The organism is Winogradskyella psychrotolerans RS-3 (genome assembly GCF_000427335.1).
GTDB lineage: Bacteria > Bacteroidota > Bacteroidia > Flavobacteriales > Flavobacteriaceae > Winogradskyella > Winogradskyella psychrotolerans.
Window position 1 is genome coordinate 45,263 of the sequence record NZ_ATMR01000057.1, and the last position, 22,925, is coordinate 68,187.

A 22,925-nucleotide genomic window follows, 5' to 3' on the forward strand; every position below is an offset into this window, starting at 1 on the left:
TTTTTTAGGCTAAATTAGAATTTATGTTTTTTTATTAAAGTATCTCGTTCTTTCTTAAGTGTTGAGCTAAGTCCAATTTTGTAAATATGTGGATTTTGAAAACGTTTGTATTCATTAGGAAGTTGTTCTAAACGCGACTGAGAATATTTCGAAATTTCAGTCACAGTTCGAGATGGAACTATTCGTTTTCCATTTTTCATTACTTGTTGAAGCAACGGTTCATGTTTAAAAGAGCTGAGATCTAAACTTTTAGTCGTATCAAAAGGATGTTCCATTAGCGCAATCTTATTTTCAGAAAAACGTGTAATGGTATCTGCTCCGTAAAACATGCCATTATCGTCTATCATTCGATACACTTGCTTTTTGTAAGGAAGTGATGTTTTAATAATATTTTCAGAAAGTTTGATTCTTGGTGTATCATTATATTCTGCTAATTTATAAACGCCATCCAACGCAGCATCTGGTTTTCCGGTGACTAGGTTTGTGCCAACACCAAAAATATCAATAGGTGCACCTTGTTCTTTCAAACTTTTTATGACATATTCATCCAATTGGTTTGACGCTACAATTTTTACATAATCCAAATCAGCATCATCGAGTATCGCGCGCGTTTTTTTAGATAAATAAGCTAAATCGCCACTGTCTAAACGCACACCTAACAGACGGTCGCCTCGTTTTTCCATTTCTTTGGCTACCGTAATGGCATTTGGTAGTCCACTTTTAAGCGTATTGTAAGTATCAATCAAGAGCACACAATTCTCAGGTCTCATTTTAGCGAAATCTCGAAAAGCTTGCAATTCGTCTTCATAACTTTGTATAAACGAGTGTGCCATGGTACCAGACGAAGGAATATTATAATCTTCGGCGGCTTTTACATTACTTGTACTGTCAAACCCACCAATTGCAGCTGCTCTAGATGCATAATAGCCTCCAGTAGCATGTGCACGACGTAAGCCCATATCTAATAGAATTCCATCTTTAGCGCTAAATCTTATTCTACTAGCTTTTGTAGCAATTAAGGTTTGAAAATTAAGAATGTTCAGTAAAAGCGTCTCAATAATCTGAGCTTCTATAATATTCGCTTCCACCTGTAAGATTGGTCGGTTAGGAAACACCACATCACCTTCTTTACTTGAATAAATGTTCCCTTTAAAACGAAAGTTCTTTAAATAGTCTAAAAAATCACTTTCAAATCCTTTTTGTTTCAAATATGAAATGTCTGATGATGAAAACTCAAGGGTTTCAAGAATTTCCAATACATCTTCTAACCCTGCAAAAATGGAATACCCACTCTTAAAGGGATTATGTCGAAAATAATAATCGAAGACCGCTCGTCCATCGGGTTTAGTGCCAAAATAGACTTGAGCCATTGTTATTTGATAGAGATCGGTATATGCCGCTGTAATATTCATGATAATCTGGATTATACTTTCACAAGATATCCTAAATGAAAAGATGTCTTGTTGAGAATTTTAAAAAATTAAAGTGAATAAATTTAAGGATATTTTGTCACTCGAAGAACGAAGACGTAACAAATATGGTGTTTATTTATTCTAAAGTCAGATGTAATAATCATTCATTTCATTGAGTAACAATAGTTACTGAGTGTTATTATGGGGTGACTTATTTTTGATATATAAAGTAGTTTTTTGTTCAATTTTAATAGAACTCTAATACATGTTGAAGCTAGAGCACATAAAGACACAAGGAAAGTTAGCTGATGTGGTATATTAGTTTTTTTTGTTGGTTAGTAAAAAGGCATTTATAAGTATTTATAAATGCCTTTTTCGTTGGTAACCTTTGTTACTAACTTCTCATTTTGCCTAATGTACATTTGTATTATAATTTAATAATAAATGAAAAAAACATATTTATATACCACTATTACTTTTAGCTTTTACGATGTCAGTGAAGGCACAAGATGCAGTGTCTATAACAAAAATAGAGGTCTTAAGTCGGGTTTCAGAAAATAATACAAGTATTAAGATTTCTGAAGAAGAGTTTAAACAAGCTAAAGCCGATTTTAGACAAACTAATGCGGTGTTCTTACCAAATATTACGGCAAGTCATACAGCAATGGCAACGACAAATCCGCTAATGGCTTTTGGTTCTAAATTGAATCAAGAAATTTTAACGTCAAACGATTTTAGTCCTGCATTGTTGAATGACCCTTCGCAGATTGAAAACTTTGCAACAAAGTTCGAAATTCAACAACCATTATTAAATTTTGATGGCATGTACCAGCGCAAAGCAGCCAAATCTAAAATGGAAGCAATGGCATTAAAAACAGAACGTACACAAGAGTATTTAGCCTTTGAGGTCGAAAAAGCATATATGCAATTACAATTGGCTTATAAAGCAGTGGATGTTTTAGAAATGGCTTTAGAAGCTGCAAATGCCAATAAAAAATTGGCAGATAATAGTTTTAAACAAGGCTATTTGCAACGTGCAGATGTGTTAAATGTTGAAGTACGAGTTACCGAAGTTCAAAATCAATTACAATCCGCTAAAAGTAATGTGCAAAATGCCTCAAATTATTTGTCATTTTTAATGAATGATGACACCTATGTGATTTACTCACCAACGGACGAATTAACGGTTTCAACTTTTCAAATGGTGGATAAAACAATTTCTGAAAACCGTTCAGATATTAAAGCGATGCAATTAGCTTCAAAAGCTTATGAAGCGATGAACAAGGCTGATAAAATGGCATTCTTACCAAGATTAAATGCTTTTGGAAGTTATGAGTTGTATGACGACCAAATTTTTCAAGCCGACGCTAGTGGTTATTTATTTGGTGCACAGCTAAGTTGGGATATTTTTCAAGGCTCTAAACGTTTTGGGAAAGCACAAAAAAGTAAATCTAAATTCGAAAAATCAAAATTAGAATACAAACAATATGTGTCTCAAAGTAATTTGGAATTAAACAAAGCGAAACGTGCCTTTTTAGACGCGGAGAATAAATTGAAATTAACAAGTTTAGCCTTAGAACAATCTGAAGAATCTTTAAGAATTAGAACCAACAGATTTAAAGAAGGACTAGAAAAAACATCTGATTTATTGATGGCAGATACACAATTCGCTCAAAAGCAATTAGAATATTACCAAACTATTTTCGAATATAATTACGCGCAAGCCTACTTACAATTTTTAACTAAAGAATAGAAGAGAACCAAGATAGAAGAACCAAGATAGAAGAACCAAGAGCAAAGACTAATAAGCTTGCTTTAAAAAAGATATAAAATGAATAGAAAAATATATACCATTGTAGCATTTTCTTTAGCCTTGTTATTAGCAAGTTGTGGAAGCGAAGACAAAAAAGCGATTGAGGATAATTCGCCAGCGATTGTTGTAAAAACGAGTCAGGTAGAAGCTAATACTAATAATCCGTTTTTGGCTGTAAGTGGAAAAATTCAATCCGTAAATAGTGCTGATTTAAGCACAAGAATGATGGGTTACGTTGATAAAGTTCATGTTAACGTTGGAGATAACGTGCGTAAAGGTCAATTATTGGTATCTATTAATAATGCTGATTTACAAGCCAAACGTGCACAAGTCAATGCCGACATATCAGAAGCAACTGCAGCTTTTACTAATGCACAAAAAGATTACAATCGTTATAAGAATTTATTTGCAGACCAAAGTGCATCTCAAAAAGAAATGGATGATATGACGGCTAATTTTCAAATGGCTAAAGCGCGTTTAGAGTCGGCTAACCAAATGAAAAATGAAGTCAATGCACAATTTACCTACAGCAATATTACGGCACCTTTTAGCGGGACAGTTACAAGTAAAAATGTGGAAGCAGGAAATATGGCAAATCCAGGAGAAGCATTAATAAGTATAGAAACACCAGGACATTTTGAAGTGATGGCCATGGTACCAGAATCTGAAATTTCTGAAATTAAAAACGGATCAGCGGTTGATGTTTTAGTAAAATCTATTAACCAAACGATAAAGGGAAAAGTAGCCGAAGTAAGCACATCTGCCAAAAACACAGGTGGACAATATTTAGTAAAAATAGATTTAGATAAAACAGAGGCGAATATTTTATCAGGCATGTTTACAACAGTACAATTTCCGGTAGAACGAAAAGCAAAATCAGAAATGGTTTTGGTGCCAACTGATGCTATTATAACAAACGGTCAATTATCTGGTGTGTATACCGTAAGCCAAAGTAGTACAGCGCTGTTACGTTGGTTGCGTTTGGGTAGAACTTTTGGAGAGCAAGTAGAAGTTTTATCGGGTTTAAATACAGATGAAGCTTATATCGTTTCTGCTGAGGGAAAACTTTACAATGGAGCAAAAATCAGTATTCAGTAGGCAGTATTCAGTCACTGTTTTCAGTATCCTGCAAGGTTTCAAAAACCTTGTAGGTATAATATAAAGAAGAGTAAATAGCAGAAAATTAAGTGCGTTAAGGATTATTCGTGGTTTATTATTTCAAGTTAATGAACTCATGAATGTAAAAACATTTGTAATGGAAATCCTTTTTACGTCAGTTCGAGTGAATTTGCCTTAGCAAATTTGTATCGAGAACAAGTAAAAAGATTGCAATGCATAGCCTGACTTTTTGCGATCCTGTAAGGTTTTTAAAACCTGACAGGTGTGAGTGAAAGGTAACGCCAAAATAAAATATAAAATGAAAGAAGGAATCGCAGGTAAAATCGCCAAAGTCTTTATGCAATCGAAGCTTACAGTGCTTTTGATGATTGTATTTATGGTGGTTGGTGTATATAGTTCGTTTTTAATTCCGCGTGAAGAAGAACCACAAATAGACGTGCCAATGGCAGACATTTTTGTGGGTTATCCTGGCGCAAGTCCTACGGAAGTAGAATCGCGAGTCATTAAGCCTTTAGAGCAATTAATTTCGAATATTAAAGGTGTCGAATATGTGTATTCAACGTCAATGAAAGAACAAGGAATGGTGATTGTTCAGTTTTATGTAGGCGAAGATATTGAGCGTTCGTTTGTGAAAATGTACAACGAAATCAATAAACACATGGACCAAATGCCAGATGGTGTTACGTTTCCGTTAGTGAAAACACGTGCGATTGATGATGTGCCAATGTTAGGTTTAACCTTATGGAGTGAAAACTACGACGATTACCAATTAAACCAAATGGCTCAAGAGTTAGAAGCTGAGATTAAAAAGGTAAATGATGTAGCAATTACGCATAAAATAGGAGGAAGAGACCGTCAGTTACGTGTGGTTTTAGATAAGGATAAATTGGCTGCGAGTGGCTTAGATTTCTTGTCGGTTTCTGAAATGATTAAGGCAAACAACAGCCAATTAAGTGCTGGAAGTTTTGATAAAGGAGATACTGAGTTCTTGGTGAATACTGGTAAATTCTTAGCATCTGTAACAGATGTTGAAAATTTAGTGGTTGGTGTGCAACAAAATCAGCCGATTTATTTAAAACAAGTGGCTAAGATTATTGATGGTCCAGAAGTACCACAAAATTACGTGAGTTTAGGTTTTGGAAAAGGAGGCGAAAAATCCGCTGAATATAAATCTGAATATCCTGCAGTTACCATTTCTGTTGCCAAAAGAAAAGGAGCAGATGCTATGAAAATCGCAGAAGTCATTATTGATAAAGTAGACCATTTACGTAGTACTTTAATTCCTGATGATGTTCACGTAGAAATTACAAGAAACTACGGAGAAACAGCGTCTCATAAAGTGTCAGAATTATTATTACACCTTATAGGTTCAATCTTCGCAGTTACTATTGTGGTAATGTTAGCTATGGGTTGGCGAGGCGGATTAGTGGTGTTCTTATCAGTACCAATTACGTTTGCTTTAACGTTGTTGAGTTATTATATGATGGATTACACGTTAAACCGAATCACATTATTCGCATTGGTATTTGTAACAGGAATTGTCGTCGATGACTCCATTATTATTGCCGAAAACATGCATAGGCATTTTAAAATGAAACGCTTGCCATTTAAACAAGCGGCTTTGTATGCCATTAACGAAGTTGGTAACCCAACCATTTTGGCAACATTTACAGTAATTGCTTCAGTATTACCAATGGCATTTGTTTCTGGGTTAATGGGACCATATATGGCACCAATGCCAATTGGAGCGTCTATTGCTATGATATTGTCTTTGTTTGTAGCCTTAACGATTACACCTTATTTAGGTTATATTTTCTTAAGAGAAAAAGATAAAAAAGGAGCAGAAGAGAAGCCTGAAAAAGCGGTAGAGGATACCCTTATCTATAGAATTTACAACAAGTTTGAACGGCCCCTTTTAGAAAGTAAAGCAAAACGTTGGTTGTTTTTAGGTGGGACATTTGTGATTTTAATGGGAACAATGGTTCTGTTTTTCACCAATTCGGTAGCCGTAAAAATGTTGCCTTTTGATAACAAGAATGAATTTCAAGTCGTAATTGATATGCCAGAAGGTACCACCTTAGAACGTACAGGAGTTGTAGCGCAAGAGATTTCTCAATACTTATCTAACAGACCAGAAGTGGTTAATTATCAAAACTATGTTGGGACATCTGCACCAATTACATTTAATGGTTTAGTGCGCCACTATGATTTACGTGGAGGATCTAATATGGCGGATATTCAAGTGAATTTATTAGCCAAAGAAGAGCGTTCAGCGCAGAGTCATGATATCGCAAAACTAATGCGTCCAGATATTCAGAAAATTGCAGCGAAGTATAATGCCAATGTGAAGTTGGTTGAAGTACCACCAGGACCACCTGTATTATCAACTATTGTTGCTGAAATTTATGGACCTGATTATGAAGAACAAATTAAAGTTGCAAACCACGTTCAAGATATTTTAAAGAATACAGCTGATGTGGTCGATATTGATTGGATGGTTGAAGACGATCAAATCGAGTATCAGTTTGATATTAATAAAGAGAAAGCCATGTTATATGGTGTTACTCCACAGCAAATTGCATACACCATGAATATGGCTTTATCAAACAGAGCAATTACAAATTTGTACGATGAAAATGCCGTTAACCAAATAGGTATAGTACTAGCATTGGATGAAAAAGAGAAATCAACTATTTCCGATATTTCACAATTAAAGGTGAAATCGAAACAAGGTAATATGGTACCGATTTCAGATTTGGTTGATATTTCTCAAAATATTGCCGCAAAAAGCATTTACCATAAAAATCAAAAACGTGTGGTTTATGTTATGGCAGATATGGCTGGAGACTTAGAGAGTCCTGCGTATGCAATTCTCGGTATGGAAGAAAAATTGAAAGAAATTCCATTACCACAAGGTTTTGAGATCAATGAAATGTACTTAGGTCAGCCAGAGTTTGAAGATAACTATACGGTAAAATGGGATGGTGAATGGCAAATTACTTTAGAAGTCTTTAGAGATTTAGGTATTGCCTTTTTAGGAGCCATTATTTTAATATATATCTTAATCGTAGGATGGTTTCAAAACTTTAAAGCGCCAATCGTTATGATGGTTGCGATACCATTATCCTTAATCGGGATTATTCTTGGACATTGGCTCATGGGAGCATTCTTTACTGCAACATCATTTATTGGAATGATCGCTTTAGCCGGAATTATGGTTAGGAACTCAGTATTACTCATTGATTTTATCAACTTAAGAACAGCAGAAGGTGTTCCATTAAAACAAGCAGCAATTGAAGCAGGAGCCGTTAGAACCACACCAATTTTATTAACAGCAGGAACGGTTGTTATTGGAGCATTTGTCATCTTATTTGACCCAATTTTCCAAGGATTAGCTATTTCATTAATGGGTGGTACAATAGTGTCAACGGTGTTAACCTTGTTGGTTGTTCCATTGGTGTATTACATGATAGAAAAGAAGAATTATAAATAATTTGTCTGGTCGAGCGCAGTCGAGACCTTTAGCTTTGAGAATTTTAAATAGTTCTCGACAGCGCTCGAACCGACATCAAAACTAATATCATGAAATTAGTCATAGTTACAGCCGTAGAACAGTATCAAAAAGCAGTATTGAAGCTTTTTAAAAAAGCAAATATCAAAAATTTTAGTAGTTCAGATATTGATGGTCATAAGAACGGATCATCATTATTAATGACTTCTAATTGGTTTCCTGCAGAAAAATGAGGAAACGAATCTAGTCTGTTCTTTTCGTTTACAGATGACGAACATATTGATGCTTTATTCAAAGTCATAAAAGAATTCAATGAAAATTTAGAAACGAACAATCCTATCAAAGCGATTGTGGTTCCTATTGAAAGATTTATATAAACTTAAAAATTAATTAAAATGTTAAATACATATTTTAGAGTCATCGTTGGCACCATGGTATTATTAAGTGTGGTGCTTTCCGTTTACGTGAGTCCAAATTGGATGTGGTTTACGGTATTTATTGGAGTGAATTTAATTCAATCAGCATTCACTAAGTGGTGTTTACTAGAAACTATTTTAGTAAAGTTAGGGGTTAAGAAAGAGGGTGGAAGTTGTTCATCTTGTTAGTATTTGATTTGAAGAATTGTCCCCTTGAGGGGACTTAAGGGGTGTTTTATTTAATTCATTAAAAACAAGACATAAAATTGTGAATAAAGAGAATTAAATAATATTCTGTAACATTTTTTAACATTTTGCGTCACATAAGTGTAAAATAATCAATCATGGAATCAAATTATCACACGCTTAAACGCACAGACAATCAATTATTAGTTATAACACATCTATCGCAATTATTAACTTATGTTACAGGTTTTGGAGGGGTCTTAGCACCTTTAATAATTTGGGCAACACAAAAAGATCAAGTTGATGGAATGGATGCTCATGGAAAATCGATTTTGAATTTTCAATTAAGCATGCTTATCTATTCTATAATCAGTATTCCGTTAATCTTTGTAGTTGGATTGGGAATCTTAACTTTAATATTAGTTGCCATCTTGGCATTTATTATGCCGATTATAAATGCAGTAAAAGCTAGTAATGGAGAATTACCTAGCTATCCAATGTCTATTAATTTTATTAGTTAGGAATTAAAATGATATGGAATTGAAAAGGCTCACCTAAATTTGGTGAGCCTTTTTTTATTGAATTAAATTTGCAAGAAATTCTTAATTGTTTAGCATTACAGGCATAACAAGCATTGTAACATGCTCACCTTCATCTAAACCATCAATTGGTGTTAGGAATACCAGCTCTATTTGGTAAACTCAGCATTCCTGCGAAAGCAGGAATCTTATGGTATTATTAGTTTCAAAAAAAACACACTTATGTGAAATAGGTGTGTTTAATATTATTACGATTTTCCTAAAATGAGATTCCTGCCTTCTCAGGAATTTATTTAGTTATTCAACATCACTGGCATAACAAGCATTGTAACATGCTCACCTTCATCTAAACCATCAATTGGTGTTAGGATACCAGCTCTATTTGGTAAACTCATTTCTAATTGTACGTTGTCTGAGTTTAAGTTATTTATCATTTCTGTTAAGAAGCGCGAGTTAAAACCAATTTGCATATCATCACCTTGATAATCACAAGTTAAACGCTCTTCAGCTTTGTTTGAGTAATCAATATCTTCTGCAGAGATGTTTAATTCTGCACCTGCAATTTTTAAACGAATTTGATGCGTTGTTTTGTTAGAGAAAATACTAACACGACGTACAGAGTTTAAAAATTGTGTTCTGTCTATTACTAACTTATTTGGATTCTCTTTAGGGATTACCGCTTCGTAATTAGGATATTTTCCGTCGATTAAACGACAAATTAATACCGAATTTTCAAAAGTAAACTTGGCATTAGATTCATTGTATTCTACTAATACATCATCATCACTTCCTGATAAAATACCTTTTAATAGATTTAAAGGTTTTTTAGGCATAATGAATTCCGCTGTTTCAGTTGCACTAACATCATTTCTCGTATATTTTACCAATTTGTGAGCATCAGTTGCTACAAAGGTTAAATTGTCTTGAGAAAACTGAAAGAATACACCACTCATTACAGGTCTTAAGTCATCATTACCAGCAGCAAAGATCGTTTTGCTAATTGCCGTTGCTAAGATATCCCCCATAATAGTTGTTGTACTTGCATCTTCAATAGAAACTGCATTTGGGAATTCTGCGCCATCAGCATAAGCTAAAGCATATTTACCATGATTAGAGCTGATTTCTACCGTATTGTTTTCTTCAACAACAAAGGTTAATGGTTGCTCAGGGAATGTCTTTAAAGTATCTAAAAGTAATCTTGCAGGTAACGCAATGCTGCCTTCAGAATCACTTTCAACATCTATCGTTGCAGACATCGTCGTTTCTAAATCACTAGCCGAAATCGTTAATTTTGATAGGCTTAGTTCAAATAAGAAATTATCTAAAATAGGTAGTGTGTTACTGTTATTAATAACCCCTCCTAATACTTGGAGTTGTTTTAATAAATAGGTGCTTGAAACAATGAATTTCATGTGTTATATCTTAATTATTTTGTATTCGACATAAAGAACAACTTAATGAAGGTTTAAGATAAAATCTGACCTCATTTGGTAAGATGTTTCATGCTGAATAGATGTGTTTTATACTTCTAATTGGTATTACAAATATATCCTAATAGAAGGGTTTTTTAAAACAAACTTATTAACAAATTATGTACTTTAAGGTCTGAAATCAATGATAAAAATCAACGAAGTTTAAGCGGCATATTTACGTTTTCTTAAATAGTTAAACGCAAAACCAAACAGCCCTAAAAGTATGAGTGGCAAAGCAATATTAATAAATTGCCATGTCGATTTATTATCTTTAATTTTTTCAGCATCTAAAAAAGCTACATTTATTTCTTTAGATCTTATGTTTATAAGTCCAGAATCGTCCAAGAGGTAATTCACCGAATTTAGCAAAAATTCTTTATTTCCGAATGATTTTCCTGTGAGTTGATCAAAGCCTAATTCTTGTGGTCTGTTTCTAATGACTTCATTTTTTATAATGTCTCCATCCGAAATTACTACCATTTTAGTAGCAGTACTTTTAGATTTAAAATTCTTCACCTTAAAAGGTAAAACACGTTGATCATATACCGAAGAAAATTCACCTTCTAAAAGAACGGCTAAATTTTGTGGACCAAGACTATAACTTTCTTCATTTGGTGAGTTAGTCACATTTGCTAAGGAGATCGTAGTTGGTGCACCTTCTAGTTTCGATTTTGGTGAACTTTGTAATAAGATTGATTTTTTAATATTATTTTTTAAAGTGTCAATCGGACTCGCAAAATCAAATTTCACCAAGTTTAAATTTTTGGTAATTGAATGGTTAGGATTAGATGCTGCTAGAGGCGAATATTGCCATTGTACAGGTTGCATTTGGGCTTGACTACCTTCACCAATCGACAACATAATTGGGGCAGAGTAGAGGTCTTTTACTAAAGTTGGATTCACTCTTACCCCGTACTTGAAGAAAAAATCATTCAGTTGTAAATCCCGCATAATTGAAACTCCAGTACCAGCGTCATTTAGCAAACTGTCTTTATCCATAGCAACAGATTCTGTGAGCCATAGACTTTTACCACCGTTCATGGTATATTGGTCTAAAACTAACTTTTCATTTTCGGTAAAAGGTAGGCTTGGTTTAGCAGCAATTATTAAATCATAATATTTAAGCTTATCTAATGTCCCTTGCGGATTGGTTGCTACGCTATCTAGGGTAAACTGCCCTAAATTATAATATGGTTTTACTGTTTTTAGAAAATCAGCGATGTATAAATCATCTAACTGACCGTTACCTTTTAAAATTGCAATCTTTTTAGCTTTTGCATTGACCAGTTTACTAAAACCGTCTGCGAATGCATATTCTAAAGCCTGCACAGAATTGTTAATTTGTTCTTGTAAACCTTGAGTGATACTTCGTTTTAAAAGTGGAATTTTAAGCGTTTCATCTTTATAACTCGCAAAAGCCCATGGAAAAATAATGTCTTGAGTGACTTTGCCTGTGCTATTATCTGTATTAATATATGGCTCTAAGCCAGCATTTGTAAGTTGTTCAATATATTGTTGGCGTGTGGTTTCATCTTTAACAGGATCAATATAATTGACAAATATTTGGTTAGATGCTAATTGAAATTCATCTACAATCTGTTTGACTTCAGTTTGAAGTAATCTGAATTCAGATGGAAAATCACCTTCTAAAAAAACATCTATAATTAACGGAGAATCTAAGTCGTTGACTAATGATTTTGAAGCATCCGAAAGCGTATAGCGATGGTCTTTTGTTAAATCGAAACGTTGATACACTGAACTTGAAATCGCATTCACAACAACGAGTCCAACAATAATAACGACAATATATAGTATAGATTTATTATTTTTCATTATCGAAAGTTATTTCTTTTTGATAAGGTCTTACGGCAATGACTTTATCATCTTTAAACGTAATTTCTACACATTCTCTTTTATCGGTAAACGCGCCAGGTTCTATGCCAAGTCCATAATTCCATTTATTGGTATCGTGTGCTTTTCTGGCATCATCCCATGTTAACCATTCTTCTTTACCTAATAGCGAGGTGATTTGTTCTTTTGTAACAGCAATCAGCGTGTCAGATTCAACCGTGCTATCAATCATTTCATATCGTAGAGACGGACTTTCTGTCCAAGCGTCACTATCAAAATATTTTTGATAATGGTAGCTGCTAATAATATTTAGAAACGGGTAAAACATAAAGAAAAACACAATAGGAGTTAATGCTAAACTGATTAATCCAGAAAGCCATTTGCGTTTGTCAACAGTGTTTAAAAACAAAAACAGTAGTACAAATACAATAAGTAAGAATATAATTAATAAAGGTGTTATTATCATGTTATTGTTTTTGGATTCTGAGTTTGGTAAATAATAAAAAGGCTAAGGAAATGCTTATAAAATAAACTAAATCTCTTGTGTCAATGACACCGCGACTCATACTATTATAATGTGCAGACATACCTAGGTTTTCTATATAAACAAGGTTGTCTAAAATATTATAATTAGAAAGGCCTTCAAATCCAAAATAGAAAAAGAAACAGATAAAAACTGCAATAATAAAAGCCACAATCTGATTATCGGAAAGGGTAGACGCAAAAACGCCAATCGCCGTATAAGCACCAACTAAAAATAGCAATCCAAAATAGGATCCAATAGTACTTCCCATATCGAGATTGCCTTCAGGATTTCCTAATTGTGAAACGGTATAAACATATAATAAGGTTGGTACAAGTGCCATTATAATAAGTGCAAAAGCACCAAGATATTTTCCTAATACAATCTGAAAATGTGATATGGGTTTAGTAACTAATAATTCTAAAGTGCCTTGTTTCTTTTCATCACTAAAACTGCGCATAGTTACAGCAGGTACCAAAAAAATAAGAATCCAAGGTGCGAGTAAAAAGAAGGATGATAAACTCGCTAATCCATTATCTAAAATATTGAATTCACCTTTAAAAACCCATAGAAATAAACCATTGAGTAATAAAAAGACGCCAATAACCAAATAACCGATTGGTGAAGCGAAGAAGGTATTTATTTCTTTTTTTAAGATTGCTAGCATAGATTAGTATTCAGTATTCAGTGTTCAGTGTTCAGTGTTCAGTGTTCAGTGTAAAGTAAAACGTTTGAATTATTTGGTTTTAATTTTGTTTTCTTAGCGACTTTGCGAGCATATGTTATCGTTCCGTCCTTGCTAAAACTCGTCTTTTTGCGTGACGTAATAATTTGTTTATTCTTCATATTATTTTTACTCAAAGGAATTGCTAACTACAACTGCTTACTTAAGCGAAGCGATTTTACCCACACTCCAAGCCTCAGGCTTTGCATTAAACATTGGCTTGGTATTTGCCCAAACGCCTTTAAATAAATCGGAATGTCGGTAATTATTTAAATCGACCTCAGAATTCCAATAACTATAGGTAAAAAAGATATTGGTGTTATTTTGATCGCGATAGAGTTCTAAAAAATTACAACCTTCAAAATTTCGAATCTTTTCTTTAACAGTTTCAAAGTTAGCCAAGAATTCTTCGATCTTAGACGGTTCAAAACTCATTTTTACAATTCTTACTAACAAAGCTTAGAGGTTTAAGAAATTAACGGTTACAGTATCCATAGTTTTTAATCCCATTAAAGTAGAAGCACTACCAACGGTACTATTATTACTTTTATAAACGGCAATTTCTATATAGCCAGAAGAATTAAAAACAACCAAACCTTTACCTTCAATATTACGTTTGGACTCTTCAATGTCAAAATTGATAATATCACTATACTTATTATGTATTTTTTCAAATTTATGGCTTCGAGCAAAAACTTCAAAAGGTCTATTTTTTTGAATAGACTCGAAAAAATTACGTTTAATATTAGTTACAACATTTCCATAATTATCGATATATATAACACTACCAATAATTTGATTCTGCTCGTCGTTTATAAAAGGTATTAAATTTTTAATTGGTTTAATGCTGTTAATAACTTTTCCGATGACGTCCAAAGTTCCTCCACGTGCAATATGGCAAGCGACTTTAACAAAAATATCTAAAACAGGGAAATTGGTTTCAACTCTATCGTGTATGTTAATCTCAACAATCTTCTCTGCAGCAATTTCGGCGCAAATCATACTCATAATGCCATTGTTGGCACATATAAAGTAATGGTCGTCTAATTTAACGGCAATGTGCTTGTTTTCAGGACTTAATTCAGAATCAATACCTATTAAATGAATCGTTCCTTTTGGAAAACTACTATAAGCATTCTGTATAATATATGCTGCTTCAGAAATGTTAAAAGGCGAAATAGAATGCGATATATCTACAATATTAATCTGTTCAAGCTCGCTATAAATAGCTCCTTTTATGGCACCAGCAAAGTGATCTTTTTCTCCAAAATCAGTCGTTAAAGTGATTATAGCCATAAATTAATTGTTGATATATTTTTAAGAATTATGGTTGTAAAATTATTAGCTTTGTGTGTATACAACAGAATTACAAAATTAATAAAAGAAAACATATTAACACACTAAATGTAGCGCGCTTTTGAATGAACTTATCCTAGAACTCGAAGAAATATCTCCAAAGGAATTCTTCGGAGCACAAAATGCTAATATTGAACTTCTTAAAAAGTATTTTCCTAAACTTAAAATAGTGGCCAGAGGTAATAAATTAAAGGCCTATGGTGATGAAGATTTACTTGAAGAGTTTGATCGCAGAATGACCATGTTGATGAAGCATTTTGCAAAGTACAATAAGCTTGATGAAAACGTTATTGAGCGTGTATTAACAAGTCAAAGCAGCGATGATTATTCATCCTCTGCTAAAAGTGATGACGTGTTAGTCCATGGTGTTGGCGGAAAACTTATTAAAGCACAAACGGCCAACCAACGCAAGCTGGTAGAAAGTATGCGAAACAATGATATGGTTTTTGCTATTGGACCTGCCGGAACTGGTAAAACCTACACAGGAGTGGCTTTGGCCGTGCAAGCCTTGAAACGAAAAGAAGTTAAACGTATTATTTTAACACGTCCTGCAGTTGAAGCTGGCGAAAACTTAGGATTTTTACCAGGTGACTTAAAGGAAAAGTTAGATCCATATATGCAACCGTTGTATGATGCTTTGCGTGATATGATTCCGCATGAAAAATTAGAAAGCTATATGGAAAAGGGCGTGATACAAATAGCTCCATTAGCATTTATGCGTGGACGTACTTTAGATAATGCCTTTGTGATTTTAGATGAAGGACAAAACACCACCCATGCTCAGATGAAAATGTTCTTAACCAGGATGGGAAAAAATGCGAAATTCCTTTTAACAGGTGATCCAGGTCAAGTGGATTTACCACGTCGTACGATATCCGGATTAAAAGAAGCGCTTTTAGTCTTGCAAAATGTGGAAGGTATTGGTATGATTTATTTAGATGATAAAGATGTCATTCGTCATAAGCTTGTTAAGAAAGTGATTGCAGCCTATAGAAGTATTGAAAATATAGAATAGTAAAGAAGGTGTTGCAAGTCAGTTTTTTAGGTATTTTCTGCTGTTAATTATATAAAATTAAAGAGAAATCATATAAAGTATTCAGTTGTAATTCTGTTTAAATTTGTCGATATAATAAAAACTTATAACGACATGAAAAAAGTATTTTTAATTATCGGATTAACATTAGGATTAAGTCCATTATTTGCACAAGAAGAAGATATAGACCTTAATGCAGATAATTCGTGGCTTAAAGCAGGTTTAACAGCAGGCATACCAGTAGGTGATGTAGATGATGCGTCATCGTTTGCATTAGGTTTGGATTTAAGAGGGCAATACTTGTTTAATCCTAACTTAGGAATTGGTTTAGCTTCTGGTTACACCAATTATTTTGGGAAAGATGACAATGACGATTTTGGTATCGTTCCACTAGCAGGATTCATTCGTTATTATTTTACGCCTGATGGTTTGTTCTTCGGAACAGATTTAGGTTACGGGTTTTTAACCGGAGTAGATGACAATGAAGGAGGACTTTATGTTAATCCACAAATAGGTTACCATAATCGCGATTGGAATATTTATGCATATTATCAAAACACTTTTGCAGAGAACGATATAGATGTTCAATCTGTAGGAATTGGAGCAACCTATAATATTAGGTTTAAATAAAAGAAAACATATAATAGTTAAATTAAAGAGGAGAAAGTTTATTTCTCCTTTTTTTATTGAGTTTATTGTTTGGGCCAAGTAAAGAAATTACATTTGTAGTTCACAAATAAATGATGATTAAATGAGCACCATAGTAGATACCAATTTCAATTTTCCTAATCAGAAAAGTATTTATAAAGGAAAAGTAAGAGAAGTCTATAATATTAATGACGAGCAATTGGTGATGGTTGCTACAGATCGTTTAAGTGCTTTTGATGTGGTAATGCCAAAAGGGATTCCGTATAAAGGTCAAATCTTAAATCAGATTGCAACTAAAATGATGAAGGAGACGGAAGATTTAGTGCCTAATTGGTTGGTGGCTACTCCAGATCCTAATGTGGCTGTTGGTCATTTGTGTGAGCCTTTTAAGGTTGAAATGGTCATACGTGGGTATATGTCTGGCCATGCTGCACGAGAATATAAAGTTGGTAAACGGATACTTTGTGGTGTTGCAATGCCAGAAGGAATGAAAGAAAATGACAAATTTCCTGAGCCAATCATCACACCAGCGACAAAAGCTGAAATGGGAGACCATGATGAGGATATTTCTAGAGAAGACATTCTGAAAAAAGGAATTGTTTCAGAAGAAGATTATATAATTCTCGAAGATTATACACGTAAATTATTTCAACGTGGAACAGAAATTGCTGAAGCTCGTGGATTAATTTTAGTAGATACCAAATATGAATTTGGTAAAACTAAAGATGGAAAAATAGTATTGATCGATGAAATTCATACTCCAGATTCTTCGCGTTATTTTTACGCAGATGGCTATGAGGAACGTCAAGATAGCGGTGAAGCGCAGAAGCAGTTGTCTAAAGAATTTGTAAGACAATGGTTAATTGCTAACGACTTTCAAGGCTTAGAAGGACAAACCGTTCCTTTTATGAGTGATGACTATATTCAATCTGTAAGCGAGCGTTATATTGAGTTGTATGAAAATATAACAGGAGATACGTTTGTAAAAGGTGATGTTTCTGATATTCAGAGTAGAATAGAGAAGAACGTCTTAGAATATTTAGAGTAGTATTAGGCTGAAGCCTTGTGTAATATTGATTATAACCTTAACATTATTGTTTTAATGTAAGGTTATTTTCATTTATGGCTAATTCTGAATAGTAATTCTTTAAAGTCTCTAAGTGCTGCTCAACGTGGTAAGCCGTCCACATTATAATTTCTCTAACAGGCATTTTTCCCATTAATGGATGTGGTAACACCACAGTATCTAAATTTGCGTCGCTAATTCTTCTGGTTTTATATTGTAGTTTTTTTGCTTCAGTTTGTAGTCTATTTAAAATATACTGCTTGTCTGATAGCTTAGGGATTTTCATGTTGCGAGAACCTTTAAACGTTGTGCCCTTAGCATCTTTTAAGCGTTTGTTATAGCGCTTTGCAATGGCTTCGTAAGATCTAATAGGTCTATTGACTTTACCGTATTTAAACCGTAGTAAAAATTTTGGCATACTTAAAGCATTGTTTAATGGAATGGTGCTTTGTAGTAAATGCAAGGCTTGCTGACCTGTTGTCCATTTGCCTTCTGGTCCAAGTGTCCAAGATTCGTCTGTTTGATTCTGCAACCAAATAATGAGGTCAGAATACTTGGCGTCAATTAAATCTGCAATATCATCTTTATGCATTTGAAAGAATTTGTTAAAGAAAAGATAAGAATTTTTACTGAATAGTTTATCTGGTATAATTTATTTATCATCAATCATCAATCATCAATCATCAATCATCAATCATCAATCATCAATCATCAATCATCAATCATCAATCATCAATCACCAATGACCAATCACCAGCTATTCCTCAACTTCTTTCTCTTGAATTATGATTTTATCTTTCTTAAAAATAGGCACTAAATAAGATAAGTTAAATCCAAACCCTCCACCGAAGCTACTACTGTCATAAGTTCTGTTGTAACCAGGAATATAAAGATTTTCGTAATCATCGATTTCTTTTTCAGTAATTAAGACTTTAAGTTGAAAGTTGAACCCTGCAAAGAAATTATTAAAGAGTTCTGCTTTTATACCAAATTGTAATTCTGTCCAAAGTGCCGTTAAGCCATTAAATTCTTTAGCTTCATTAACAGTAAAGCGATCTCCCCAATATTGATTGTTGATATCATAAACGGTATAGCTATTTCGTGTTTGATTGAAAGAACTTGCGCCAATGCGGAATCCAGCATAAACCATATTCTCCATATCTAGCCAGTTTTGATAGAAATTCATATCTAATCCGGCTTTAAAATAACTACCTTTTGTGGTATTACTTAAGACTTCGTTTTCGAGAATACGTTCTTCGTTTCCAATTTCACCAGCGATATAAATACGTTTGGTTAAACGATAATCACCCATAATTTCAAAACCAGAATAATCATCATCTAAAAACGTTCTTGCGAGTTTGCTTATATCGGTACCAAGTCTAAGTCCATATTTTTGCTTAAACACTAGTGTATCGTTGACCGTTTTTTTCTTTTCTTGCGCAAAAGCCATTGTAGAAAACAACAGCAATAAAATTACGCTTCTAGTGATAGATGCGTACATGTGTTGTGTTTTCATTTTCTATGAGTGCTTGTGTGGTTTCTTCGATTTCTATATTGGTAATCCACTGATCACCATCCGTTACTCTTGTAATTCCTAGAGCCTTAAAATTATTTGTGTAACCGCAAGCTCTAGACACGTAAACAAAATCAGTATTATAAGAGATTTCTATAATATCTATATTTGAGTTCGTTAAAGGGTCATCATCGAGCCTAAGATCGGTGTCCTTTTCTAAGATAAAACGTGTTGTTATCAGTTCTTGTTCTGCTCCAACTATAAGCGGTAATTCAACTCTATTTGCAATTTCGTTAAAGAGCAACGTGGCATCCGAAGCGACAATAGGATCAATTATTGGGTTACCATCGTCATCCAATAAACCATCTCCATATACTGTAATTCTAGATACATTTAATAATTCATCAGTATCAGAGGCATCATAGAATTCTACTATTAATCTGGGTGTGGTCTGTGTAGAGGCAGGGCAAATGTCATCGCGTTCGCAATTAACAAGTGCTATAGCTATAAACAGGACTAAAAATTTTAAGTTTCTCATTTACTTTTTCTCAAATAACACAACCGTTTCAATATGCGCTGTATGTGGAAACTGATCTACCAAACTTAATTTTTTAATGGCGTAACCAGACTCCATTAATTGTTCTGTATCTCTGGCTTGTGTTGCGGGATTACAAGATACATAAACCAAACGTTCTGCATTTAGGTTTATTATTTTTTTCAGAGTTTTTGGCGCAATTCCGGCTCTTGCAGGATCTAAAATAATGGTTCTGATTTTATTGGTGTATTCAGGATGTTCTGATAAAAATTTACCAACATCAGCTGCAAAGAATTTTAAGCCTTCAATATTATTTCGTTTGGCATTTTCTTTAGCGTCTTCAATAGCAGCAGCCACAATATCAACTCCAACAATTTTAGTGTTTTCGGATTTGTTAGCTATAATTTGACCAATAGTTCCTGTACCACAGAATAAATCTAATACAACCGTATTATCAATAGCATCTTTGTTTTCTAAAGCATAATCGACAACTTTAGAATATAACTTTTCAGCACATTTAGGGTTGGTTTGAAAAAAGCTTTTCATGCTGATTTCAAAATTTAAGCCTAATAATTCTTCCACAATTTTATCGTCACCATATATTAAAGAAATACTTCCGGTTGTAGCAATTGTTCGATCTCCGGTTTCATCGTTAATAGTATGTAACAAACCAGCAACACGATCGCCAAATAACTCGACTAAATAATTCGCGAATTTATCTAAGTCAAACTCGGGTAAATCATGAGAAGTTGTGACTAAGTTGAAAAGTAATTGATTGGTTTTAAACGATTTTCTAACTACAAAATATCTAAAGAAACCTTCTCTTTTTGGAGGATGCCAAGGTGCTAATCCGGTGTTTACGCAATACGCTTTGATGTCTTTTAGTCGGTTTTCAAATTCAGCGTCAAATAAACCAGAATCTTTTTTAAGATCGTCACCACACCACCATGTACCACGTTTTTTGAACCCTAATGTAAATTCGTCTACATCGGTTTTTAATTCGTGATTATAACCAATAGCAGAAAAACCATATTCCATTTTATTTCTATAATGAAACGTGTTTGGAGAGGTTACAAATTCGTCAAACTTATCTTCAATATCAGCAACTTTACCAATACGCTTAAATAACTCTAAAGTACTTTGCTTCTTGTATTCGTGTTGCTTTTCAATTGGTAAGTTTATATATGGAGCGCCAGGAATAGTTTGGTAAGGCATGTCTATTTCATCTTCCGATGGTTTTAAGACTTCAAAAAGTTTACATTCGGCATACTTTTTACTCGTCTTTTTTACCTGACCTTTAACCAATTGACCTGGCAATGTATTAGGAACAAAAACAACGAATTCTCCATGTTCATTTCTAATACGACCAATACCTTTGCCGCCAAAAGCGTAGTCTTCAATTAAAATCTCAATGATTTCCCCGCGTCTTACAAATTTATTCCGTTCTCTCTTTGGCATTTCTTATAATAATTTGAGTGCAAAGATATTCTTATTTTATAAATAGTTAGACTGAATTGGGTCAGTAATGATTTAGATTAAGTTTAAACGATTTATTCTTTAAAAACTTTATGCATTGTGCTATTCGATACATGCATGTAAAGATGTTGTACAGTCTTAGCAAACGCAATAGGTATGGTTATTAGGTAGAATTGAAATAGACCTCATGAAATTGTTGTTTTGTATATAAGTGGATAAGAAAGTGGTTCTACGAGAAATAAAAAGATTAGAGCTTCAAGTTTTAGCATTGTCAGGAAAAATAGCGGAGTAAGTTTTAAATCGAAAAGAATATTTATTAATTTGCACGTTCTTAGGGATGATTTCTCTCCCACGCTGCTTTTTCAATACTTTGAAAGAAAAAAGGTGATGAAGGAATGGATATTTTATTCATTTATTAAATTATTTTTAAAATGGCTGTTTTAGACCAATTAACATCGCAAGAAGCGATAGATTTAGAAAACAAATATGGTGCGCACAATTACCATCCACTACCTGTAGTATTAAGTAGGGGAGAAGGTGTATATGTTTGGGATGTAGAAGGTAAAAAATATTACGATTTTTTGTCTGCTTACTCTGCCGTAAACCAAGGGCATTGTCATCCTAAAATTGTTGCTGCTATGACTAAGCAAGCACAAACACTAAGCTTAACATCAAGAGCATTTTATAATGACATGTTAGGTCAGTATGAAAAATATGCTTCCGAAACATTTAATTTCGATAAGCTTTTACCAATGAATACAGGTGCCGAAGCTGTAGAAACCGCTTTGAAAATTTGTAGAAAATGGGCTTATGAAGTTAAGGGGATTGATGAAAATGAAGCTGAAATCGTTGTATGTGAAAACAACTTCCACGGAAGAACCACAACAATTATTTCGTTTAGTAACGATCCTGTAGCGCGTAAAAACTTTGGGCCTTATACGAATGGTTTCATAAAGATTGAATACAACAATTTAGAGGCTTTAGAGCAGACTTTGAAAAATAATCCTAATGTTGCTGGGTTTTTAGTTGAACCAATTCAAGGTGAAGCAGGAGTTTATGTTCCAACAGAAGGGTACTTGTCAAAAGCAAAAGCCATTTGTGAAGCTCATAATGTGTTGTTTATTGCAGATGAAGTACAGACAGGAATTGCAAGAACAGGTAAAATGTTAGCTGTAGATCATGAAAACGTAAAACCAGATATTTTAATCTTAGGAAAAGCCTTATCAGGTGGTGCTTATCCTGTATCGGCTGTTTTAGCTGATGATAGCATTATGAATGTTATACAACCAGGAAATCACGGAAGTACGTTTGGAGGAAATCCAATTGCTGCAGCAGTGGCTATTGCAGCTTTAGAAGTGGTGAAGAATGAAGATTTAGCAAATAATGCTCAAGTATTGGGTGAATTATTTAGAAGTGAATTATCTAAATTTATTGAAACAAGTTCTATTGTTAATTCAGTAAGAGGTAAAGGTTTGTTGAACGCTATTTTAATAAACGATGATGAAGACAGCGATACCGCGTGGAATATTTGTTTAAAATTAAGAGATAACGGTTTGTTAGCAAAACCAACACATGGAAATATTATTCGTTTTGCTCCACCTTTAGTAATGACGAAAGAGCAATTATTAGATTGTGTGTCTATTATTACTAAGACTTTAAAAGAATTTGAAGTTTAGAACTCACGAAATAATAAGTATAAAAAAAAAGCGATTTACTAATTAAGTAAAATACG

The 22,925-nt window shown here is 33.6% G+C and carries 20 protein-coding genes and 1 pseudogene; 10 read left to right on the forward strand and 11 right to left on the reverse strand.

What is annotated here, in order from left to right; all coding sequences use genetic code 11:
- Positions 1-14: 14 nt before the first annotated feature.
- Positions 15-1,415: a nicotinate phosphoribosyltransferase gene (locus tag ADIWIN_RS04375; protein WP_040756546.1), complete on the reverse strand. Its 1,401-nt coding sequence runs from the start codon at positions 1,413-1,415 to the stop codon at positions 15-17.
- A 487-nt stretch (positions 1,416-1,902) separates the two neighbouring features.
- Here ADIWIN_RS04375 and ADIWIN_RS04380 point away from each other — a divergent pair, with 487 nt between their 5' ends.
- The 6 genes and pseudogenes from ADIWIN_RS04380 (at position 1,903) to ADIWIN_RS04405 (ending at position 8,978) form a co-directional block, all read left to right on the forward strand.
- A complete protein-coding gene (locus ADIWIN_RS04380) occupies positions 1,903-3,165 on the forward strand; it encodes a TolC family protein (protein ID WP_020896595.1) in 1,263 nt (420 codons plus the stop codon).
- A gap of 78 nt (positions 3,166-3,243) precedes the next feature.
- Positions 3,244-4,323 (forward strand): efflux RND transporter periplasmic adaptor subunit, encoded by a 1,080-nt coding sequence (locus ADIWIN_RS04385; protein ID WP_020896596.1) that lies wholly within the window; start codon positions 3,244-3,246, stop codon positions 4,321-4,323.
- A gap of 319 nt (positions 4,324-4,642) precedes the next feature.
- Positions 4,643-7,837 (forward strand): efflux RND transporter permease subunit, encoded by a 3,195-nt coding sequence (locus ADIWIN_RS04390; RefSeq protein ID WP_020896597.1) that lies wholly within the window; start codon positions 4,643-4,645, stop codon positions 7,835-7,837.
- Positions 7,838-7,926: 89 nt separating this feature from the next.
- Positions 7,927-8,232: pseudogene (locus ADIWIN_RS04395) on the forward strand (hypothetical protein).
- Between the two features lie 18 nt (positions 8,233-8,250).
- Positions 8,251-8,460 (forward strand): YgaP family membrane protein, encoded by a 210-nt coding sequence (locus ADIWIN_RS04400; RefSeq protein WP_020896599.1) that lies wholly within the window; start codon positions 8,251-8,253, stop codon positions 8,458-8,460.
- Between the two features lie 155 nt (positions 8,461-8,615).
- Positions 8,616-8,978, forward strand: a complete 363-nt coding sequence (locus ADIWIN_RS04405; RefSeq protein ID WP_020896600.1) for a DUF4870 domain-containing protein — start codon at positions 8,616-8,618, stop codon at positions 8,976-8,978.
- A gap of 311 nt (positions 8,979-9,289) precedes the next feature.
- On the opposite strand, the gene dnaN is transcribed toward ADIWIN_RS04405, so the two are convergent.
- The 6 genes from dnaN to ADIWIN_RS04435 form a co-directional block, all read right to left on the reverse strand.
- Positions 9,290-10,408 carry a DNA polymerase III subunit beta gene (dnaN, locus tag ADIWIN_RS04410; RefSeq protein WP_020896601.1) on the reverse strand — a complete coding sequence of 373 codons (1,119 nt, stop codon included), beginning with the start codon at positions 10,406-10,408 and terminating at the stop codon, positions 9,290-9,292.
- Positions 10,409-10,630: 222 nt separating this feature from the next.
- Complete coding sequence (gene gldG, locus ADIWIN_RS04415) at positions 10,631-12,301, reverse strand: gliding motility-associated ABC transporter substrate-binding protein GldG (protein WP_020896602.1); 1,671 nt, start codon at positions 12,299-12,301, stop codon at positions 10,631-10,633.
- Complete coding sequence (locus tag ADIWIN_RS04420; RefSeq protein WP_020896603.1) at positions 12,291-12,785, reverse strand: hypothetical protein; 495 nt, start codon at positions 12,783-12,785, stop codon at positions 12,291-12,293. The genes gldG and ADIWIN_RS04420 overlap by 11 nt, the downstream gene beginning before the upstream one ends.
- Before the next feature lies 1 nt (position 12,786).
- Positions 12,787-13,509, reverse strand: a complete 723-nt coding sequence (gene gldF, locus ADIWIN_RS04425; protein WP_020896604.1) for a gliding motility-associated ABC transporter permease subunit GldF — start codon at positions 13,507-13,509, stop codon at positions 12,787-12,789.
- Between the two features lie 216 nt (positions 13,510-13,725).
- A complete protein-coding gene (locus ADIWIN_RS04430; protein ID WP_020896605.1) occupies positions 13,726-14,022 on the reverse strand; it encodes a putative quinol monooxygenase in 297 nt (98 codons plus the stop codon).
- Between the two features lie 3 nt (positions 14,023-14,025).
- Entirely contained in the window at positions 14,026-14,862 is an 837-nt protein-coding gene (locus ADIWIN_RS04435; protein WP_020896606.1) for an SAM hydrolase/SAM-dependent halogenase family protein, read from the reverse strand.
- A gap of 121 nt (positions 14,863-14,983) precedes the next feature.
- Here ADIWIN_RS04435 and ADIWIN_RS04440 point away from each other — a divergent pair, with 121 nt between their 5' ends.
- The 3 genes from ADIWIN_RS04440 (at position 14,984) to ADIWIN_RS04450 (ending at position 17,651) form a co-directional block, all read left to right on the forward strand.
- The gene (locus ADIWIN_RS04440) at positions 14,984-15,937 is read left to right on the forward strand and encodes a PhoH family protein (protein ID WP_020896607.1); all 954 of its coding nucleotides are present in this window, start codon (positions 14,984-14,986) and stop codon (positions 15,935-15,937) included.
- A 132-nt stretch (positions 15,938-16,069) separates the two neighbouring features.
- Entirely contained in the window at positions 16,070-16,585 is a 516-nt protein-coding gene (locus tag ADIWIN_RS04445; protein ID WP_020896608.1) for a hypothetical protein, read from the forward strand.
- A 121-nt stretch (positions 16,586-16,706) separates the two neighbouring features.
- Positions 16,707-17,651 carry a phosphoribosylaminoimidazolesuccinocarboxamide synthase gene (locus ADIWIN_RS04450; RefSeq protein WP_020896609.1) on the forward strand — a complete coding sequence of 315 codons (945 nt, stop codon included), beginning with the start codon at positions 16,707-16,709 and terminating at the stop codon, positions 17,649-17,651.
- A 43-nt stretch (positions 17,652-17,694) separates the two neighbouring features.
- On the opposite strand, the gene ADIWIN_RS04455 is transcribed toward ADIWIN_RS04450, so the two are convergent.
- From ADIWIN_RS04455 to rlmD, 4 genes are all read right to left on the reverse strand, one after another.
- Complete coding sequence (locus ADIWIN_RS04455; RefSeq protein WP_020896610.1) at positions 17,695-18,261, reverse strand: DinB family protein; 567 nt, start codon at positions 18,259-18,261, stop codon at positions 17,695-17,697.
- Between the two features lie 165 nt (positions 18,262-18,426).
- Complete coding sequence (locus ADIWIN_RS04460) at positions 18,427-19,185, reverse strand: DUF6048 family protein (protein ID WP_235047016.1); 759 nt, start codon at positions 19,183-19,185, stop codon at positions 18,427-18,429.
- Entirely contained in the window at positions 19,151-19,720 is a 570-nt protein-coding gene (locus ADIWIN_RS04465) for a DUF6452 family protein (RefSeq protein WP_020896612.1), read from the reverse strand. The genes ADIWIN_RS04460 and ADIWIN_RS04465 overlap by 35 nt, the downstream gene beginning before the upstream one ends.
- Complete coding sequence (gene rlmD, locus ADIWIN_RS04470) at positions 19,721-21,175, reverse strand: 23S rRNA (uracil(1939)-C(5))-methyltransferase RlmD (RefSeq protein ID WP_020896613.1); 1,455 nt, start codon at positions 21,173-21,175, stop codon at positions 19,721-19,723.
- Positions 21,176-21,624: 449 nt separating this feature from the next.
- On the opposite strand from rlmD, the gene rocD reads away from it, so the two are divergent.
- Positions 21,625-22,869 carry an ornithine--oxo-acid transaminase gene (gene rocD / locus ADIWIN_RS04475; protein WP_020896614.1) on the forward strand — a complete coding sequence of 415 codons (1,245 nt, stop codon included), beginning with the start codon at positions 21,625-21,627 and terminating at the stop codon, positions 22,867-22,869.
- Positions 22,870-22,925 lie beyond the last annotated feature (56 nt).

What these genes read in the sequence shown, in the direction of transcription:
- ADIWIN_RS04435 (WP_020896606.1), bottom strand. Translation starts at nt 14,862, where the DNA reads ATGGCTATAATCACTTTAACGACTGATTTTGGAGAAAAAGATCACTTT.
- ADIWIN_RS04455 (WP_020896610.1), bottom strand. Translation starts at nt 18,261, where the DNA reads ATGCATAAAGATGATATTGCAGATTTAATTGACGCCAAGTATTCTGAC.
- ADIWIN_RS04405 (WP_020896600.1), top strand. Translation starts at nt 8,616, where the DNA reads ATGGAATCAAATTATCACACGCTTAAACGCACAGACAATCAATTATTA.
- ADIWIN_RS04450 (WP_020896609.1), top strand. Translation starts at nt 16,707, where the DNA reads ATGAGCACCATAGTAGATACCAATTTCAATTTTCCTAATCAGAAAAGT.
- gldF (WP_020896604.1), bottom strand. Translation starts at nt 13,509, where the DNA reads ATGCTAGCAATCTTAAAAAAAGAAATAAATACCTTCTTCGCTTCACCA.
- rlmD (WP_020896613.1), bottom strand. Translation starts at nt 21,175, where the DNA reads ATGCCAAAGAGAGAACGGAATAAATTTGTAAGACGCGGGGAAATCATT.
- ADIWIN_RS04390 (WP_020896597.1), top strand. Translation starts at nt 4,643, where the DNA reads ATGAAAGAAGGAATCGCAGGTAAAATCGCCAAAGTCTTTATGCAATCG.
- ADIWIN_RS04460 (WP_235047016.1), bottom strand. Translation starts at nt 19,185, where the DNA reads ATGAAAACACAACACATGTACGCATCTATCACTAGAAGCGTAATTTTA.
- ADIWIN_RS04400 (WP_020896599.1), top strand. Translation starts at nt 8,251, where the DNA reads ATGTTAAATACATATTTTAGAGTCATCGTTGGCACCATGGTATTATTA.
- ADIWIN_RS04465 (WP_020896612.1), bottom strand. Translation starts at nt 19,720, where the DNA reads ATGAGAAACTTAAAATTTTTAGTCCTGTTTATAGCTATAGCACTTGTT.
- gldG (WP_020896602.1), bottom strand. Translation starts at nt 12,301, where the DNA reads ATGAAAAATAATAAATCTATACTATATATTGTCGTTATTATTGTTGGA.
- ADIWIN_RS04420 (WP_020896603.1), bottom strand. Translation starts at nt 12,785, where the DNA reads ATGATAATAACACCTTTATTAATTATATTCTTACTTATTGTATTTGTA.
- ADIWIN_RS04380 (WP_020896595.1), top strand. Translation starts at nt 1,903, where the DNA reads ATGTCAGTGAAGGCACAAGATGCAGTGTCTATAACAAAAATAGAGGTC.
- ADIWIN_RS04385 (WP_020896596.1), top strand. Translation starts at nt 3,244, where the DNA reads ATGAATAGAAAAATATATACCATTGTAGCATTTTCTTTAGCCTTGTTA.
- ADIWIN_RS04445 (WP_020896608.1), top strand. Translation starts at nt 16,070, where the DNA reads ATGAAAAAAGTATTTTTAATTATCGGATTAACATTAGGATTAAGTCCA.
- rocD (WP_020896614.1), top strand. Translation starts at nt 21,625, where the DNA reads ATGGCTGTTTTAGACCAATTAACATCGCAAGAAGCGATAGATTTAGAA.
- dnaN (WP_020896601.1), bottom strand. Translation starts at nt 10,408, where the DNA reads ATGAAATTCATTGTTTCAAGCACCTATTTATTAAAACAACTCCAAGTA.